Raw genomic sequence first — 14480 nt, 5'->3', positions numbered from 1 at the left:
CCAACCTGGTCGAGGGCATCAACAACAAGATCAAGGTCATCAAGCGCATGGCCTACGGCTTCCGCGATGACGCCTACTTCTTCCTCAAGATCCGGGCGGCCTTCCCCGGAGTTGGGTGAAGAACCAAAAAAAAGGCCGCCCCGAGGGGGCGGCCTCCTGTTCCGGGCCCGCTGCCTTACTGGCGGCTGGCGGCCTGGCCGACTTCCACGCCGGCAGTGACGATCTTGCCGTCGACCACCGGCAGGCGGTCGGTACCCGGCTCCTGGTCCATGCGCAGGGTGGATTCCTGGCCCTGGTAGCGGTAGGTCACGTCGTAGCCGATGACCTTGTCCTCGCTGCCCAGCGCGATGCGCTCGCCCGGCTTGCTGTCCATGCGCTTGGTGCCGGTGGTGCCGTCCGGGTTGCGGTAGGTCACCTTGTAGCCGACCACGCGGCTGGACTCGGACGTGGCGTACTCGGTGCGGCACTGGCGCTCGGTGCGGTTCACGACCTTGCCGCCGACGTGGCGCTTGTCGACCTGGTTGCCGATCACGCCGCCGGCGATCGCGCCGGCCGCGGTGGCGGCCTTCTTGCCGCTGCCGCCGCCGACCTGGTTGCCGATCAGGCCGCCGATGACCGCACCGGCGACGGTGCCGCCGACGTTGCCGTCGCGCTCCGGCAGGCGCTCCTGCACGACCACGTCCTCGCACACCTCGTGCGGGACCGACTGGGTGCTGGACTCGCGCACCGGCTCGGTGCCGATGACGGTGGCATACAGCTGGGCCTTCTCGGTCACCGGGGTGACGCCCACGATCTCGGCGTATTCCAGCGACGGGGCCGCCGGGAGCGTTTCGGTGGCCGGCACGTCGCCGTCCAGGGCCGGGGTGGTGAGGGCCACGTCCGGGCTGGCGTCGCGGTTGTTCATGTAGGCGGCGGTGGCAATTCCGCCGACCAGCAGAGCGCCGGCAGCGATGAGAACGGTGGTGGCTTGCTTCATGGCCTTGGCTCCTCGCGGGTCCCATCCCGTTGTTTGACGGGCGCATTCCATCACGGCGAACCTGAACAGGAGCACGAACAGATTTTTGACACTCCCACGACCGCGCGTCGACGCGGCATGCTGGCACCCAGGTCACCCGAGACGAGTCCTGTGCCATGGCCAATCCGATGTTGCTGCCGCTGCTGGAATGGGCGCGCCGGTTGCGCTTCCCCACCCTGTTCAAGCTGACCGCCGCCGTGTTCGCCATCAGCGTCCTGCTGCCGGACCCGATCCCGTTCGTCGACGAAGTTGCGCTGGGACTGGGCACCCTGCTGCTGGCCAACTGGAAGCGGCGCAAGGATCCCGTGCCTTCGCGGCCACAGGTGCTTCCCCCGCGCCGCTGATGGACCTGGTCGACAGCCACTGCCACCTGGACGTGGCCGAGTTCGATGCCGACCGCAATGCGGTGGTCGCACGTGCGCGCGAGGCCGGCGTGCGCCGCCAGGTGGTGCCGGCAATCGACGCGGCGGGCTGGCCCGGGCTGCGCGAAGCCTGCCGCTCGGCGCCGGGCCTGTACCCGGCGTACGGGCTGCATCCGGTATTCCTGGCCCAACACGCGCCGGAGCACCTGGACCAGCTGCATGCATGGGTGGAGCGCGAGCGCCCGGTGGCGATCGGCGAATGCGGGCTGGACTTCTTCCTCGAGGACCTGGACCGCGATGCCCAGGCCGGCTACTTCGACGCGCAACTGCGCCTGGCGCGCGACGCGGGGCTGCCGGTCATCGTGCACGCGCGGCGCGCGGTGGATGCGGTGATCGCCGCCATCCGCCGGATCGGTGGCGCGGCTGCGGGCCGGCCCTCGCGCCTGCGCGGCGTGGTGCACAGCTTCTCCGGCAGCCCGGAACAGGCGCGGCAGCTGTGGGACCTGGGTTTCCTGGTCGGCCTCGGCGGCCCGGTGACCTACGAGCGCGCCCAGCGCCTGCGCCGGCTGGCGGCGGAAATGCCACTGGAGTTCCTGCTGCTGGAAACCGACCCCCCCGACCAGCCCGACGCCGGGCACCGGGGCCAGCGCAACGACCCTGCACGGCTGCGGGTCGTGCTGGAGACCATCGCGCGGCTGCGCGACGAGGATCCGGCCGCGATCGCCGCGGCCACCACCGCCAATGCCGAACGCCTGTTCGGCCTGCCGCCGGCCTGACTAGCCGGCGACGGCGCAGGCGAAGCCCGCGCCTGCGGGCAGCGCCGGGCGGTTCCGGAGCAGCATCTCCAGCGCCTTGCCCGCCGCGGCGAAGGCGAAGGCCCCGGTGATGTGGGTGGCCGCGCCCAGGCCGCCGCCGCAGTCGAGCTTGAGTGCCGCCTGCGCGTCCAGCTTCGGGCGCACGCCGCTGACGCTGCCGTCGGCCTGCGGATACTTCACGTTCTCCAGCGAATACACCGCCGGCACGCCGAAGAAGCGATCGGGGTTGCGCGGGAATCCGAAATCCGCCCGCAGCTTCTTCCGCACCAGGGCCAGCATCGCGTCGTGCTCGGTGCGCGACAGGTCGCGCACCCGCACCAGGGTCGGGTCGGTGCGCCCGCCGGCCGAACCGACGGTCAGCACCGGTTGCCGGCGCCGCCTGCACCAGGCGATGGCCTCCAGCTTGGTACGGAAGCTGTCGCATGCATCGATGACCAGGTCGAAGCCCTCGCCCAGCAGGTCCTCGAGGTTGCCCGGGGTGAGGAACTGCACGACCGGACGCGCGTCGACCTGCGGGTTGATCGCACGGCAACGCTCGGCCATGGCCTCGGCCTTGCCACGCCCGTACTGTCCGGCCAGCGCCGGCAGCTGGCGGTTGGTGTTGGACACGCACAGGTCGTCGGCATCGATCAGGACCAGGGGGCCGACCGCCGAGCGCGCCAGCGCCTCGACCAGCCACGAACCCACGCCGCCAAGCCCGACCACCGCCACGCGGCGTCCGGCGAACCATCGTGCGGCGCCAGCGCCGTAAAGCCGGTCGATGCCGGCGAACCGTTCCTGCAATGCATCCATGCGGCGCATTGTAACGGGGCGGCTGCACCGGCCGCGGGCGCTCGCCTATGATGTCCGGCCTCATTCCATGGAGCCCGCCGCATGGCCAGCCAGCCCGACCGTCGTCCCTCGCCCGCCGCCCGCTACCTCGTCGTCTTCGCCATCGGCCTGGTGGTCGGCGTGGTCGCCGCGGTGATGCTGCTGCGGGCGCTGCAGGCGCGGCAGGACCCGTTCCCGGGGGCGCTGATGCACGTCATGGCCAGGCAGACCTCGGAGCTGAAGGCCACCGCCGCCGCCAACCGCTGCAGCGCCAGCGATTCGGTGCCGCGCCTGCAGTCGTTGCGCGCAATGGCCAACGACCTGGAGAGCGCATTCCCCGGCCTGCGCGACGACGCGCGCTTCGCCGGCGCCGCCAGCTCCCTGCGCGCGACCCTCGACGGCGCACTCGCGCAGCCGCCCGCCACCTGCGCGCAGGTGACCGCCGCGCTGGAGAAGATCGGCAACGACTGCCGCGCCTGCCACCAGGATTTCCGCTGACCCGCGGCTGATACCGCCCGCCCGCCCGTCGCCCGGCGTCCCCGCCGGTTGGCGTGCCATTCACGCCGGCGGCGCAAGGATGCAGCCACGGACGCGGCCGGGCCGCCTCCAACGGACACACACTTCAGGAGATGCACTATGAAGTCCCGCCTGCTCTGCGTCGCCGCCCTCGGCACCCTGGCCCTGGCCGGTTGCACCACCACCTCGCCGAACTACGGCTATGGCTCGTCCTATCCGTCCGGCAGCAGCTATCCCACCACCCAGTCCTGCCTTGACTGCGGCATCGTCACCCGCATCGACGTGATTGCCTCCAACCGCAGCGCGCCGTCGGCCACGGGCGCGGTCCTCGGCGGCATCGTCGGCGCCGTCGCCGGCCACGAGATCTCCGACAAGACCGGCGGCAGCAAGGGCAACCAGAACGTCTCCGCCGTCGCTGGCGCCGCTGCCGGCGCGATGGCCGGCAACGCGTCCAGAACCGCGTCACCGGCGACACCTACAACGTCCACGTACGCATGGACGATGGCCGCACCGTGGTGATCAACCAGCGCGATCTCGGCGGCATCCGCGAGAACACCTACGTGCGCGTGGTCAACGGCAAGGTCGTGATCCGCTGATCGGGCGGCCTTCCGGCAACGCAAAAGGAAACGGCCCGCGCATGCGGGCCGTTTCGCTGTTGCAAGCCAGCGGGGCTGGTATCAGGCGGTCTGCACCGCGTCGGCCTGCAGGCCCTTCTGGCCCTGGACGACGGTGAAGGTGACCTTCTGGCCTTCCTTCAGGCTCTTGAAGCCCTGCATCTGGATGGCACGGAAGTGGACGAACACGTCCTCGCCATTCTCGCGGCTGATGAAGCCGAAGCCCTTGGCATCATTGAACCATTTGACGGTCCCGGTCTCGCGCTCTGCCATTACTGCTACTCCTGGAACTTTGCTGGGTGGGTTACGCCGTTGCCACGGCGGCTGGTTGCAAGGAGTACGCGAGGTGTAACGATGTAGCAGCCCACCTGGGACCTACCCATCAGGTCACGGTTCACGGTGACCTTGCCAAGCGCAGCGACCCCAAACTTACCGCCGGCCCATGGCGAATGCAATCATGCCGAGGCCTGCGCAGGAGCCCCCCCGGACCCCATGGATACGACCACCCTCTGGTACCTGATCGCCGGCCTGCTGGTGCTCGCCGGCCTGGCCGGGGTGCTGCTGCCTGCCCTGCCCGGCCTGCCCCTGGTCTTCGCCGGGATGCTGCTGGCCGCCTGGGCGGACGGCTTCGAGCGCGTGGGCGGCTGGACCCTGGCCGTACTCGGCGTCCTCACGCTGCTTTCGTTCGCCGCTGACATCCTTTCCGGCGCCGTCGGCGCCCGCCGCTTCGGCGCCGGGCCGCTGGCGGTCGCCGGCGCGGCGCTCGGCACCATCGTGGGGCTGTTCTTCGGCCTGCCGGGCCTGTTGCTGGGACCTTTCATCGGCGCGGTGCTCGGCGAGCTCTGGCATACCCGGCACCTGCGCCAGGCGACCCGGGTCGGCCTGGCGACCTGGCTGGGCCTGCTGCTCGGAACCGCCTTGAAGGTGGCCCTTGGCTTCGCCATGCTCGGCCTGTTCGTGCTGGCGTGGATTTTCTGAATACGCACCACCTGGAGCCCTCCTTGAACCGGAAGTCCCCCCTGTCCGTGGCGCTTTGCGCCCTGGCCACCACTCCCGCGCTCGCCGCGGCCCAGGAGATAACCGCGCGCCCGGCCACGGCCGACGCCTGCCTGGCGATCTCCTCCAACGCGCAACGCCTGGCCTGCTACGACGCGGCGCTCGGCTACGTCGCTCCGTCCCCGCAGGAAGCCGACCTGGCGGCCGATGCCGCCGAACGCGCCACCGTGGTCGCGGCGGACGCGGCCGGCGAGGACGAGCGGGCCAGGGAGCTGTTCCAGCGCGACCTGGATCCGGACACCCGCGCCACCATCGCCAATGCCGGCCGCGGCTCCCTGCTGGACAGCCGCTGGGAGCTGGCCAAGGACTCCAAGCTGGGCATCTTCCAGCTGCGCGCGTACAAGCCGGTCTACGTCCTGCCCGGTTTCTGGACCAGCCGGACCAACGCCACCCCCACCTCGCCCAACCCGAACAACACGGTCGCCACGCCCGAGCGGCTGGACAGCATCGAGGCCAAGTTCCAGCTGAGCTTCAAGACCAAGGTCGCCGAGGACCTGTTCGGCGACAACGGCGACGTGTGGGTGGGCTATACCCAGAGCTCGCGCTGGCAGGCCTACAGCTCCGAGACCTCGCGCCCGTTCCGCGAGACCAACTACGAACCGGAAGTAATGCTGGTGTTCCGCAACAACTACAGCCTGTTCGGCTGGAAGGGGCGGATGACCGGGATCAGCCTCAACCACCAGTCCAACGGCCGCAGCGATCCGTTCTCGCGCAGCTGGAACCGGGTGATCCTCAACCTCGGCATGGATCGCGAGAACTGGGCCTTCATGCTCCGGCCATGGCACCGGATCGAGGAAAGCGCGCGCGACGACAACAACCCGGACATCGAGGACTACATCGGCCGCGCCGACGCGCTGCTGGTGTACAGCCGCAATGGCCACGAGCTGAGCCTGACCGCGCGCCACTCGCTGCGCGGCGGCGACCGCGCGCACGGCTCGCTGCAGTTCGACTGGGGCTTCCCGATCAACAACCTCCTGCGCGGCCACGTGCAGGTGTTCGACGGCTACGGCGAGAGCATGATCGACTACAACCACAAGGCGACCTACGTCGGCATCGGCTTCGCCCTGCTGGAGTGGTTCTGATGCAGCGCGCGACGATCTGGCACAACCCGCGCTGCTCCAAGTCCCGCGCGGTGCTGCAGATCCTGCGCGAGCGCGGGATCGAGCCGGTGATGTTCAACTACCTGGCCCATCCACCCGATCGCCAGAGCCTGCGCCGGGTCGCCGAGTCCTGCGGCGGCGTGCGCGTCCTGGTCCGCAGCAGCGAACCGGTCTACGCCGACCTGGGCCTGGATTCGGCCGACGACGAGGCCCTGCTGGACGCGATGATCGCCAACCCGCAGCTGATCAACCGGCCGGTGGTGATCACCCGTCGCGGCGCGCGCCTGTGCCGGCCGCCCGAGGAAGTGGTCGCCCTGCTCGACTGACGCCGCCGGTCGCGGCGCGGCGGCGTTGCGGCCGCCGCGACCTGCGACGGCTCAGGTCCAGTCGCTGATGCCTTCGCGGCGGTAGACCTCGGCGAACGACGGACGTGCCTTCATCCGCAGCGCGTAGGCCTCCAGCACCGGCCAGCGGTCGGTCGGCCTGGGCATGTTGCGCGACCAGCGCATCAGCATGGTCAGCAGGAAATCCAGCACCGTCAGCTGTCCGCCGAGCATGTACGGACCGCCGTGGCGTTCCAGGTGGTCGGCCACCTGCTGCCATGCCGCCTCCAGCGCGGTGCGGGCCTGTTCCTTCACCGCCTCCACGTGCGCCGGCCCGGCCGGCTCGTGCGGATAGAACCAGGCACGGTAGTGCGGCATGAGCGTGTAGACGCAGAAGCAGATCCAGCGGTAGTAGTCACCGCGCGCCGGCGTGCCGGGCGCCGGCGCCAGGTCGGCCTGTGGATACAGGTCGGCCAGGTGCATGGCGATGGCGGCCGATTCGGTCAGCACCTGGCCGTCGATCACCAGGGTGGGCACGCGCCCGGCCGGATTGAGCGCCAGGTACTCCGGCGACTTCTGCTCGAGCCGGTCGAAATCGAGCTGGCGCAGCTCGTGCTCGATGCCCAGTTCGATCAGCAGCCAGTGCACCACCAGCGAGGCGGTGCTTGGGGAACCATAGAGGACGACAGGCATCGCGCGACTCCGTGGGATGGACGCGGCGATTATCGCCCCGCCCCGGCCCCAGGAAGAACGGGCCGGCATCGCTGCCGGCCCGCCCGTGTGCCGCGATGGCGCCTGGCTCAGGCCACGACCACCGGGATCTTGCCGATCCGTGCCTGCCACTGCTTCGGGCCAGTCCTGTGCACGGACTCGCCGGTGGAATCCACGGCGACGGTGACCGGCATGTCCTTGACCTCGAACTCGTAGATCGCCTCCATGCCCAGGTCCTCGAACGCGACCACGCGCGAGGCCTTGATCGCCTTGGACACCAGGTAGGCCGAGCCACCCACGGCCATCAGGTACACGGCCTTGTTGTCGCGGATGGCCTCGATCGCCGCCTCGCCGCGCTCGGCCTTGCCGACCATGCCCAGCAGGCCGGTCTGCTCCAGCATCTGCCGGGTGAACTTGTCCATGCGGGTGGCGGTGGTCGGGCCGGCCGGGCCGACGACCTCGTCGCGCACCGGGTCGACCGGGCCGACGTAGTAGATGAAGCGGTTGGTGAAGTCCACCGGCAGCTTCTCGCCGCGGTTGAGCATGTCGACCATGCGCTTGTGCGCGGCGTCGCGGCCGGTCAGCAGCTTGCCGTTGAGCAGCAGCACCTCGCCCGGCTTGAAGCTGGCCACCTCCTCTCGGGTGATGCTGTCCAGGTCCACGCGGCGGGCGTTGGTCGGGTTGTAGGTCAGCTGCGGCCAGTCTTCCAGCGACGGCGGATCCAGCGCGACCGGGCCGCTGCCGTCGAGGGTGAAGTGGGCGTGGCGGGTGGCGGCGCAGTTGGGGATCATCGCCACCGGCAGGTTGGCCGCGTGGGTCGGGTAATCCTTGATCTTGATGTCCAGCACCGTGGTCAGGCCGCCCAGGCCCTGGGCGCCGATGCCCAGCGCGTTGACCTTCTCGTACAGTTCCAGGCGCAGTTCCTCGACCCGGTTGGACGGACCGCGCGCGACCAGGTCCTGGATGTCGATCGGCTCCATCAGCGCTTCCTTGGCCAGCAGCATCGCCTTCTCGGCGGTGCCGCCGATGCCGATGCCGAGCATGCCCGGCGGGCACCAGCCGGCGCCCATGGTCGGCACGGTCTTCATCACCCAGTCGACGATCGAGTCGGAGGGGTTGAGCATGGCGAACTTGCTCTTGGCCTCCGAGCCGCCGCCCTTGGCCGCGACGATCACGTCCACCCGGTTGCCCGGCACGACCTTGACGTTGACCACGGCCGGAGTGTTGTCGCGGGTGTTCAGGCGCTTGCCGGCCGGGTCGGCCAGGACCGAGGCGCGCAGCTTGTTGTCCGGGTGGTTGTAGGCGCGACGCACGCCCTCGTTGACCATGTCCTCCACGCCCATGGTCGCGTCATCCCAACGCACGTTCATGCCGATCTCGAGGAACACGGTGACGATGCCGGTGTCCTGGCAGATCGGGCGGTGGCCCTCGGCGCACATGCGCGAGTTGATCAGGATCTGCGCCATCGCGTCCTTGGCCGCGGGCGATTCCTCGCGCTCGTAGGCGGCGGCGAGGTTGCGGATGTAGTCGACCGGGTGGTAGTAGCTGATGTACTGCAGCGCGTCGGCGACGGACTGGATCAGGTCCTCCTGGCGGATGGACACCGGGGTGTTCGACTGGCTGGACGGGGCGGAAGCGGTCACGGCTGGCTCATGGCGGGCGGAAAACCCGCCCATTTTAGGCCAAAGTGACGGCGCGACCGGGGCCCCTGTCACACCGGCACACGCTGTTCCGTCCTGGAATCCATGGAACCTGTTGATCATTTCCATCGACACCAGCAACGCCTGCTGGCGCTGGCCTACCGGCTGCTCGGCAGCCGCGCCGACGCCGAGGACGTGGTCCAGGAGACCTGGCTGCGCTGGCACCGGGCCGACCAGGCCGCCATCGCCGATCCGGAGGCCTGGCTGGTGACCGCTGCCACCCGGCTGGGGATCGACCGCCTGCGCGCCGCCCGGCGCCGGCGCGAGGCCTATCCGGGACCCTGGCTGCCGGAGCCGGCGTGGGTCGATCCCGACGCCCCTGCCACGGCGATGGCCGAGACCGCCGACGAGGCTCCCGGTCCCGCCTGGGCCCTGGAACGGGCCGAGGAGGTCTCGCTCGCCTTCCTGGCCGTGCTGGAGCGGCTGGCGCCCGAGGAGCGCGCCGCCTTCCTGCTGCGGGAGGTGTTCGAGCACGACTACGCCGCGATCGCGGCCCTGCTGGAACGTAGCGAGGCCGCGTGCCGACAGATGGTGCACCGCGCCCGCGTGCGGATCGCCGAGGCCCGGCCGCGTTTCGGGGTCGATCCGCGCAAGCATCGCGTGCTGCTGGAGAAATTCATGCACGCCGCCCGCGAAGGCGACCGTGACGCGCTGCAGGCCCTGCTCCACGCCGATGCGCAGCTGGTCTCCGATGGCGGCGGCAAGGCGCTGGCGGCGATCCGCCCGCTGCTTGGGGCCGAGCGCATCGCCCGGCTGTTCTGGGCGGGGGCGCGCCGGCGCGATCCCGCGGTGCGCTGGCAGCTCGGCATGGCCAACGGCCAGCCGGCGATCCTGCGCTACCGCGAGGGGCGGCTGGTGGGGATCACCGTGGCGGCCAGCGAGGGCGGACGCATCACCGCGCTCTACACCGTGGCCAACCCGGACAAGCTGGCTGTCACGAACGCATCGCCCGGTGCGTCCTTGTGGTGAAGGCGGCCATGGTGGCCGCCGCAGCAGAGAGCCACATGGACTTCCACCGCGTCGAATACCCGAAGCTTGTCCCCGCCGCCTTCAAGGCGCTGTACACCGCCAGCAACGCCATCCACGAAGGCGCACTCGAGCCTGCCCTGGTGGAACTGGTGTTCCTGCGGGTGTCGCAGATCAACGGTTGCGCCTACTGCATGGACATGCACGGGACCGCGCTGCGCAAGGCCGACATCGACCCGCGCAAGCTCGACACCCTGCCGGGCTGGCGCGACAGCCGCTTCTTCGATGCCCGCGAGCGCGCGGCCCTGGCCTGGGCCGAGGCGCTGGCGACCCTGCCCTCGGGCGCGCCGGCCGATGCCACCTACGAGGCGCTGAAGCAGCACTTCGACGACGCCGGCATCGCCACGTTGACCATGGCCGTGGCCCTGATCAGCGCCTGGAACCGGCTCGGCGTGGGCCTGCAGCCCGAACTGCCGTGACCGCGACCGCTCAGCCCTGCGCGTCGAAGCGGTCGCGCAGGGCCTGGCGGTAGCGGCGGCTGCATGGCAGCACGCCGCCGTCCTTCAGGTGGACGCGGGCGTCGCCGCTGTCCAGCGGCTCGATCGAGGCGACCTGGGCCAGGGCGACCACGTGGCTGCGGTGGATCCGGGCGAAGCGGCCCGGATCCAGCTGCTCCTCGACCCGCGCCAGGGTGCTCCGCAGCGGGTAGTCGCGGCCGCGCACGTGCAGGTTCACGTAATTGCCCGAGGCCTGCAGCCATTCGATCTCGTCGATCGCCACCAGGAACTCGCGGCCCAGCTTGCGCACCAGGAACCGTTCGGGCCGTGGCGCGGGGCCGGCCGTGGCCCCCTCTTCTTCCGCCAGGCTGCCCGGCAGGCTGGCCTCGCCCTGCCAGCGCCGCATCAGGAAGCGGTAGCCCTCCATCAGCACCACCATGGCGGCGAAGTCGCGTGCGTCCTTGAGGTACTCGTAGGCCAGGCCGCGCGGCCAGGGGCCGAAGTCGTAGTCGCTGCCCATCGCCCCGTAGGCCAGCTCGCGCAAGCCGACCATGGCCAGCACGTGGACCAGGCACAGCACCACGCTGGCGACGGCGTACAGCGCCAGCCGCCGCCACAGCTGGTGCCAGTAGAACGGGAAGCGGCCGGTGAACCAGGCCACGCCGGGAACCAGCACCAGCAGCCACACCAGCGCGCTGGAGCCCTCCCAGACCACCGGCTCCCAGGCCGCCGAACCGGCGCCCAGGCGACGCAGGTCGATCAGGGTGGTCAGGCTGTTGCCGAGGAAGTTGGCCACGATCATGGCGGTCCACAGCCCCGCTTCCACCCATGGCTTCCAGGGGAGGTAGCGCTGGTAGGACAGGGGCTGGTCCGGCATCGGCGCATTCTAGCCGCCCCGCCCCACGGGAGCGGCCCCGTTCGTCCCTGCCGGCCCGCGATCCGTCCCGGCGGGCGGTCGACTCGTCACCCGGCACGCCCGCCGCTGCCGCGCCGGTGCGAGCCTTGCCGGCCTCGACCCGGGAGCCGCCATGGACACGCCGACCTCCAGCACCACCCTTCCCGCCACCCGTCGCCACGACCTGGACTGGGTGCGGGTCTGCGCCTTCGGCCTGCTCGTCCTGTACCACGTGGGCATGTATTACGTGACCTGGGACTGGCACGTGAACAGCCCCTTCGCCAGCCACGCGCTGGAACCGGCGATGATGCTCACCGCGCCCTGGCGGCTGTCGCTGCTGTTCCTGGTCTCCGGCGTGGCCACCGCGTTCCTGCTGGCGCGCGCCCGGCGCCAGGCCGAGGCTGGCGGCGGGCGGGTGCGCTTCCTCGGCAACCGCTCATGGCGGCTGCTGGTGCCGCTGCTGTTCGGCATGGCGGTCGTCGTCGTGCCGCAGTCCTACTACGAGGTGGTGGAGAAGCTGCCCGGCGGCTACCACGAAGGCTTCCTCGCGTTCTGGGGCCGCTACCTGCGCGGCGACCAGGATTTCTGCGGCCCCGGCGGCTGCCTGGTCCTGCCGACCTGGAACCACCTGTGGTTCCTGGCCTACCTGTGGGTCTACACCGTCGCACTGTGGCTGTTGTGGCGTCTGGGCCGGCCGTTGCTGGAACGCGCCACCACGGTACTGCAACGGGCGCTGTCGGGCTGGGGCCTGCTGCTGTGGCCAGCGCTGGCGCTGGCCCTGGCGCGGCTGCTGCTGGTTGGCCACTTTGGTTCGACCCATGCGCTGGTGGACGACTGGTACAACCACGTCCAGTACTTCGGCGTGTTCCTGCTCGGCTTCCTGGTGGCACGCAGCGCCGGCTTCTGGGACGCGGCCGAGCGCCTGCGCTGGCCGGCGCTGCTGGCGTGGCTGGCCACCTGGGTCGCGCTGGCCGGCTACATGTACGCCTATGCGGACAGCGATCCGCCCGAGGCACTGCGCACGGCGATGCGCCTGGCCTGGGGCGTGGACCAGTGGTGCGCGATCGTGGCGGTACTGGGCTTCGCGCGGCGGCTGGCGCCGGGCGACGGCCCGCAGCTGCGCTACCTGGTGCCGGCGGTGTTCCCGGTCTACATCCTGCACCAGACGGTGACCGTGGTCGCCGCGCACAACCTCAGGGCAGTGGCACTGCATCCGGCACTGGAAGGGCCGCTGCTGGTCGTGCTGACCTTCGCCACCTGTTTCGCCGCCTACGAGGTGATCCGGCGCGTGCCGCCGCTGCGGCCGCTTTTCGGGCTGCAGTACCGCGAGCGGCCGGTGCCGCCGGCCACGGATCAGGCCGGGATGGCGTGCTCGACCACCAGCTGTACGGCCGCGCCGCCGCGGTAGTCGTCCGGCTGCAGGCGGTAGGCCAGGTGCAGGTGCGGCGCCGGCGCATTGCCCTGCCAGCCGCCGAAATGGATCGCCGCCAGCGGCTCGCGCCGGTCGGGATGGCGCAGCCGCAGGCGCAGGTGGCGCTCGCCGATCGGGCGCCACTCCAGCACCTCGAAATGGCCGTCGAACAGCGGCTCGGGGAAACCCTGCCCCCACGGTCCGCCATCGCGCAGCGCCTCGGCGTGGAAGCGGTCGAACTCCTGTGGCAGCAGCTCGCCGTCGCTGAGCAGCTCGGCCTGCAGCAGCGCGTCGTCCAGCGCGGCGCGGGCGTGTTCCTGCCAGGCCTGCTCGAACGCCGGCAGGCTCGCCAGCTCCAGGGTCAGGCCGGCGGCCATCGCATGCCCGCCGAAGCGCTGGACCAGGCCGGGATGCCGAGCATCCACCGCGGCCAGCGCATCGCGGATATGGAAACCGGGGATCGAGCGCGCCGACCCGCGCAGCACCTGCGCGCCCGGCTCGGCCGGGGCGAACGCCAGCACCGGCCGGAACAGGCGCTCCTTCATCTTCGAGGCGACCAGCCCGACCACGCCCGGATGCCACTCCGGGTCGAACAGGCACGGCGCCAGCGGGGGCACGCCGTCGTCGACGCGCGCGCGCGCCAGCGCCGCCTCGGCGTCGTCGGTCATCGCCTGCTGCACGGCGCGGCGTTCGGAATTGATGTCGTTGAGGATGCCGGCCAGCTCCCGCGCGCGCGAAGGATCGTCGGTGAGCAGGCACTCGATGCCCAGGGCCATGTCCTCCAGGCGACCGGCGGCGTTGAGCCGCGGACCGACCGCGAAGCCGATATCGGCGGCGGTCAGGCAGGTCGCATCGCGGCCGCAGACCTCGATCAGTGCACGCAGCCCGGCGCAGCCCTGGCCTGCGCGCAGGCGGCGCAGGCCGGCCGCGGCCAGCGCCCGGTTGTTGGCATCCAGCGGCACCAGGTCGGCGATGGTGCCGACCGCGACCAGGTCCAGCAGCGTGGACAGGTCCGGCTCGCCGCACGGGAAGGCGCCGGCCTGGCGCAGGTGCCGGCGCAGGGCGACCAGCACGTAGAAGATCACGCCCACGCCGGCCAGGCACTTGCTGGGGAAGCCGTCGCCGGCGCAGTTCGGATTGACGATGGCGTCGGCCGGCGGCAGCTGCTGGCCCGGCAGGTGGTGGTCGGTGACCAGCACCTGCCAGCCGCGGGCGCGCGCGGCGGCGACGCCGGCATGGCAGGCAATGCCGTGGTCCACGGTCACCAGCAGCTGCGGCTGCAGCGCCGCAAGTTCGTCCACCAGCGCCGGCGACAGGCCATAGCCGTGGACCATGCGGTTGGGCACCGCGTGGGAGACCCGCTTCGCGCCGAGCATGCGCAGGCCACGCACGCCGACCGCGCAGGCGGTGGCGCCGTCACAGTCGAAATCGCCGACCACCACGATATGGCGGCCATCGCGGATCGCCGCGGCCAGCAGTTCGACTGCCGCCGGCAGGCCGCCCAGCGCATCCGGCGGCAGCAGGTCGGACAGGCGCGGGCGCGCGAGCTCGAAGCGGTCGGCGCCGCGCGCGGCATAGATCCGGCGCAGCAGCGGCGGCACGTGGCCCGGCCAGGCCTCGCCCACGGCGATGGGCTCGCGGCGGCGGATCCGGGGAGCGACGGGACTCATGCGCGCAGCGCGGGAGCGG

General features: G+C 71.1%; 17 protein-coding genes and 1 pseudogene. 11 read left to right on the top strand and 7 right to left on the bottom strand.

The window, feature by feature from the left end:
* A partial coding sequence (locus CSC68_RS11105) for a transposase (RefSeq protein WP_162202733.1) occupies window positions 1-119 on the top strand: 119 nt, incomplete at its 5' end.
* A 56-nt stretch (window positions 120-175) separates the two neighbouring features.
* Here the strand turns inward: CSC68_RS11105 and CSC68_RS11100 are convergent.
* Window positions 176-976, bottom strand: a complete 801-nt coding sequence (locus CSC68_RS11100) for a glycine zipper 2TM domain-containing protein (protein WP_162203623.1) — start codon at window positions 974-976, stop codon at window positions 176-178.
* A 155-nt stretch (window positions 977-1131) separates the two neighbouring features.
* Between CSC68_RS11100 and CSC68_RS11095 the strand changes: the two genes are divergently transcribed.
* Both CSC68_RS11095 and CSC68_RS11090 read left to right on the top strand, forming a co-directional pair.
* A complete protein-coding gene (locus tag CSC68_RS11095) occupies window positions 1132-1359 on the top strand; it encodes a DUF6116 family protein (protein ID WP_162203622.1) in 228 nt (75 codons plus the stop codon).
* Window positions 1359-2153 carry a TatD family hydrolase gene (locus tag CSC68_RS11090; RefSeq protein WP_162203621.1) on the top strand — a complete coding sequence of 265 codons (795 nt, stop codon included), beginning with the start codon at window positions 1359-1361 and terminating at the stop codon, window positions 2151-2153. The genes CSC68_RS11095 and CSC68_RS11090 overlap by 1 nt, the downstream gene beginning before the upstream one ends.
* Here CSC68_RS11090 and CSC68_RS11085 read toward each other — a convergent pair whose 3' ends face one another.
* Entirely contained in the window at window positions 2154-2984 is an 831-nt protein-coding gene (locus CSC68_RS11085; RefSeq protein ID WP_162203620.1) for a tRNA threonylcarbamoyladenosine dehydratase, read from the bottom strand.
* 81 nt (window positions 2985-3065) lie between these two features.
* Here CSC68_RS11085 and CSC68_RS11080 point away from each other — a divergent pair, with 81 nt between their 5' ends.
* Both CSC68_RS11080 and CSC68_RS11075 read left to right on the top strand, forming a co-directional pair.
* A complete protein-coding gene (locus tag CSC68_RS11080) occupies window positions 3066-3500 on the top strand; it encodes a cytochrome c (protein ID WP_162203619.1) in 435 nt (144 codons plus the stop codon).
* Window positions 3501-3638: 138 nt separating this feature from the next.
* A pseudogene (locus CSC68_RS11075) lies at window positions 3639-4114 on the top strand (glycine zipper 2TM domain-containing protein).
* An 81-nt stretch (window positions 4115-4195) separates the two neighbouring features.
* On the opposite strand, the gene CSC68_RS11070 reads toward CSC68_RS11075, so the two are convergent.
* Window positions 4196-4405 carry a cold-shock protein gene (locus tag CSC68_RS11070; protein WP_019397805.1) on the bottom strand — a complete coding sequence of 70 codons (210 nt, stop codon included), beginning with the start codon at window positions 4403-4405 and terminating at the stop codon, window positions 4196-4198.
* 219 nt (window positions 4406-4624) lie between these two features.
* Here CSC68_RS11070 and CSC68_RS11065 point away from each other — a divergent pair, with 219 nt between their 5' ends.
* The 3 genes from CSC68_RS11065 to arsC are packed head-to-tail and all read left to right on the top strand — an operon-like array spanning window position 4625 to window position 6614.
* Complete coding sequence (locus CSC68_RS11065; protein WP_162203618.1) at window positions 4625-5110, top strand: DUF456 domain-containing protein; 486 nt, start codon at window positions 4625-4627, stop codon at window positions 5108-5110.
* A gap of 23 nt (window positions 5111-5133) precedes the next feature.
* Window positions 5134-6270: a phospholipase A gene (locus tag CSC68_RS11060; protein WP_162203617.1), complete on the top strand. Its 1137-nt coding sequence runs from the start codon at window positions 5134-5136 to the stop codon at window positions 6268-6270.
* Window positions 6270-6614 carry an arsenate reductase (glutaredoxin) gene (gene arsC, locus CSC68_RS11055; RefSeq protein ID WP_162203616.1) on the top strand — a complete coding sequence of 115 codons (345 nt, stop codon included), beginning with the start codon at window positions 6270-6272 and terminating at the stop codon, window positions 6612-6614. The genes CSC68_RS11060 and arsC overlap by 1 nt, the downstream gene beginning before the upstream one ends.
* Before the next feature lie 51 nt (window positions 6615-6665).
* Here arsC and CSC68_RS11050 read toward each other — a convergent pair whose 3' ends face one another.
* A complete protein-coding gene (locus CSC68_RS11050) occupies window positions 6666-7304 on the bottom strand; it encodes a glutathione S-transferase family protein (RefSeq protein WP_162203615.1) in 639 nt (212 codons plus the stop codon).
* A 107-nt stretch (window positions 7305-7411) separates the two neighbouring features.
* Window positions 7412-8926, bottom strand: coding sequence for a fumarate hydratase (locus CSC68_RS11045; protein ID WP_162203626.1), 1515 nt, complete (start codon window positions 8924-8926; stop codon window positions 7412-7414).
* A gap of 141 nt (window positions 8927-9067) precedes the next feature.
* Between CSC68_RS11045 and CSC68_RS11040 the strand changes: the two genes are divergently transcribed.
* Together CSC68_RS11040 and CSC68_RS11035 are read left to right on the top strand one after the other, a co-directional pair.
* Entirely contained in the window at window positions 9068-9991 is a 924-nt protein-coding gene (locus tag CSC68_RS11040) for an RNA polymerase sigma-70 factor (RefSeq protein ID WP_162203614.1), read from the top strand.
* A gap of 35 nt (window positions 9992-10026) precedes the next feature.
* Window positions 10027-10467 (top strand): carboxymuconolactone decarboxylase family protein, encoded by a 441-nt coding sequence (locus tag CSC68_RS11035; protein ID WP_162203613.1) that lies wholly within the window; start codon window positions 10027-10029, stop codon window positions 10465-10467.
* Between the two features lie 10 nt (window positions 10468-10477).
* Here the strand turns inward: CSC68_RS11035 and CSC68_RS11030 are convergent, their stop codons facing one another.
* The gene (locus CSC68_RS11030) at window positions 10478-11362 is read right to left on the bottom strand and encodes a LytTR family DNA-binding domain-containing protein (protein ID WP_162203612.1); all 885 of its coding nucleotides are present in this window, start codon (window positions 11360-11362) and stop codon (window positions 10478-10480) included.
* A 151-nt stretch (window positions 11363-11513) separates the two neighbouring features.
* Between CSC68_RS11030 and CSC68_RS11025 the strand changes: the two genes are divergently transcribed.
* Window positions 11514-12788, top strand: coding sequence for an acyltransferase family protein (locus CSC68_RS11025; protein ID WP_162203611.1), 1275 nt, complete (start codon window positions 11514-11516; stop codon window positions 12786-12788).
* Here the strand turns inward: CSC68_RS11025 and recJ are convergent.
* Window positions 12734-14461, bottom strand: coding sequence for a single-stranded-DNA-specific exonuclease RecJ (gene recJ, locus CSC68_RS11020; protein WP_162203610.1), 1728 nt, complete (start codon window positions 14459-14461; stop codon window positions 12734-12736). The two genes, CSC68_RS11025 and recJ, sit on opposite strands and share 55 nt — an antisense overlap.
* Between the last annotated feature and the right edge of the window lie 19 nt (window positions 14462-14480).

It is taken from the genome of Pseudoxanthomonas suwonensis (assembly GCF_010093235.1).
In the GTDB taxonomy this organism is placed as follows: domain Bacteria; phylum Pseudomonadota; class Gammaproteobacteria; order Xanthomonadales; family Xanthomonadaceae; genus Pseudoxanthomonas; species Pseudoxanthomonas suwonensis.
Note: the sequence above shows the minus strand (reverse complement) of the source record. Positions and strands in the feature narration are given on the sequence as shown.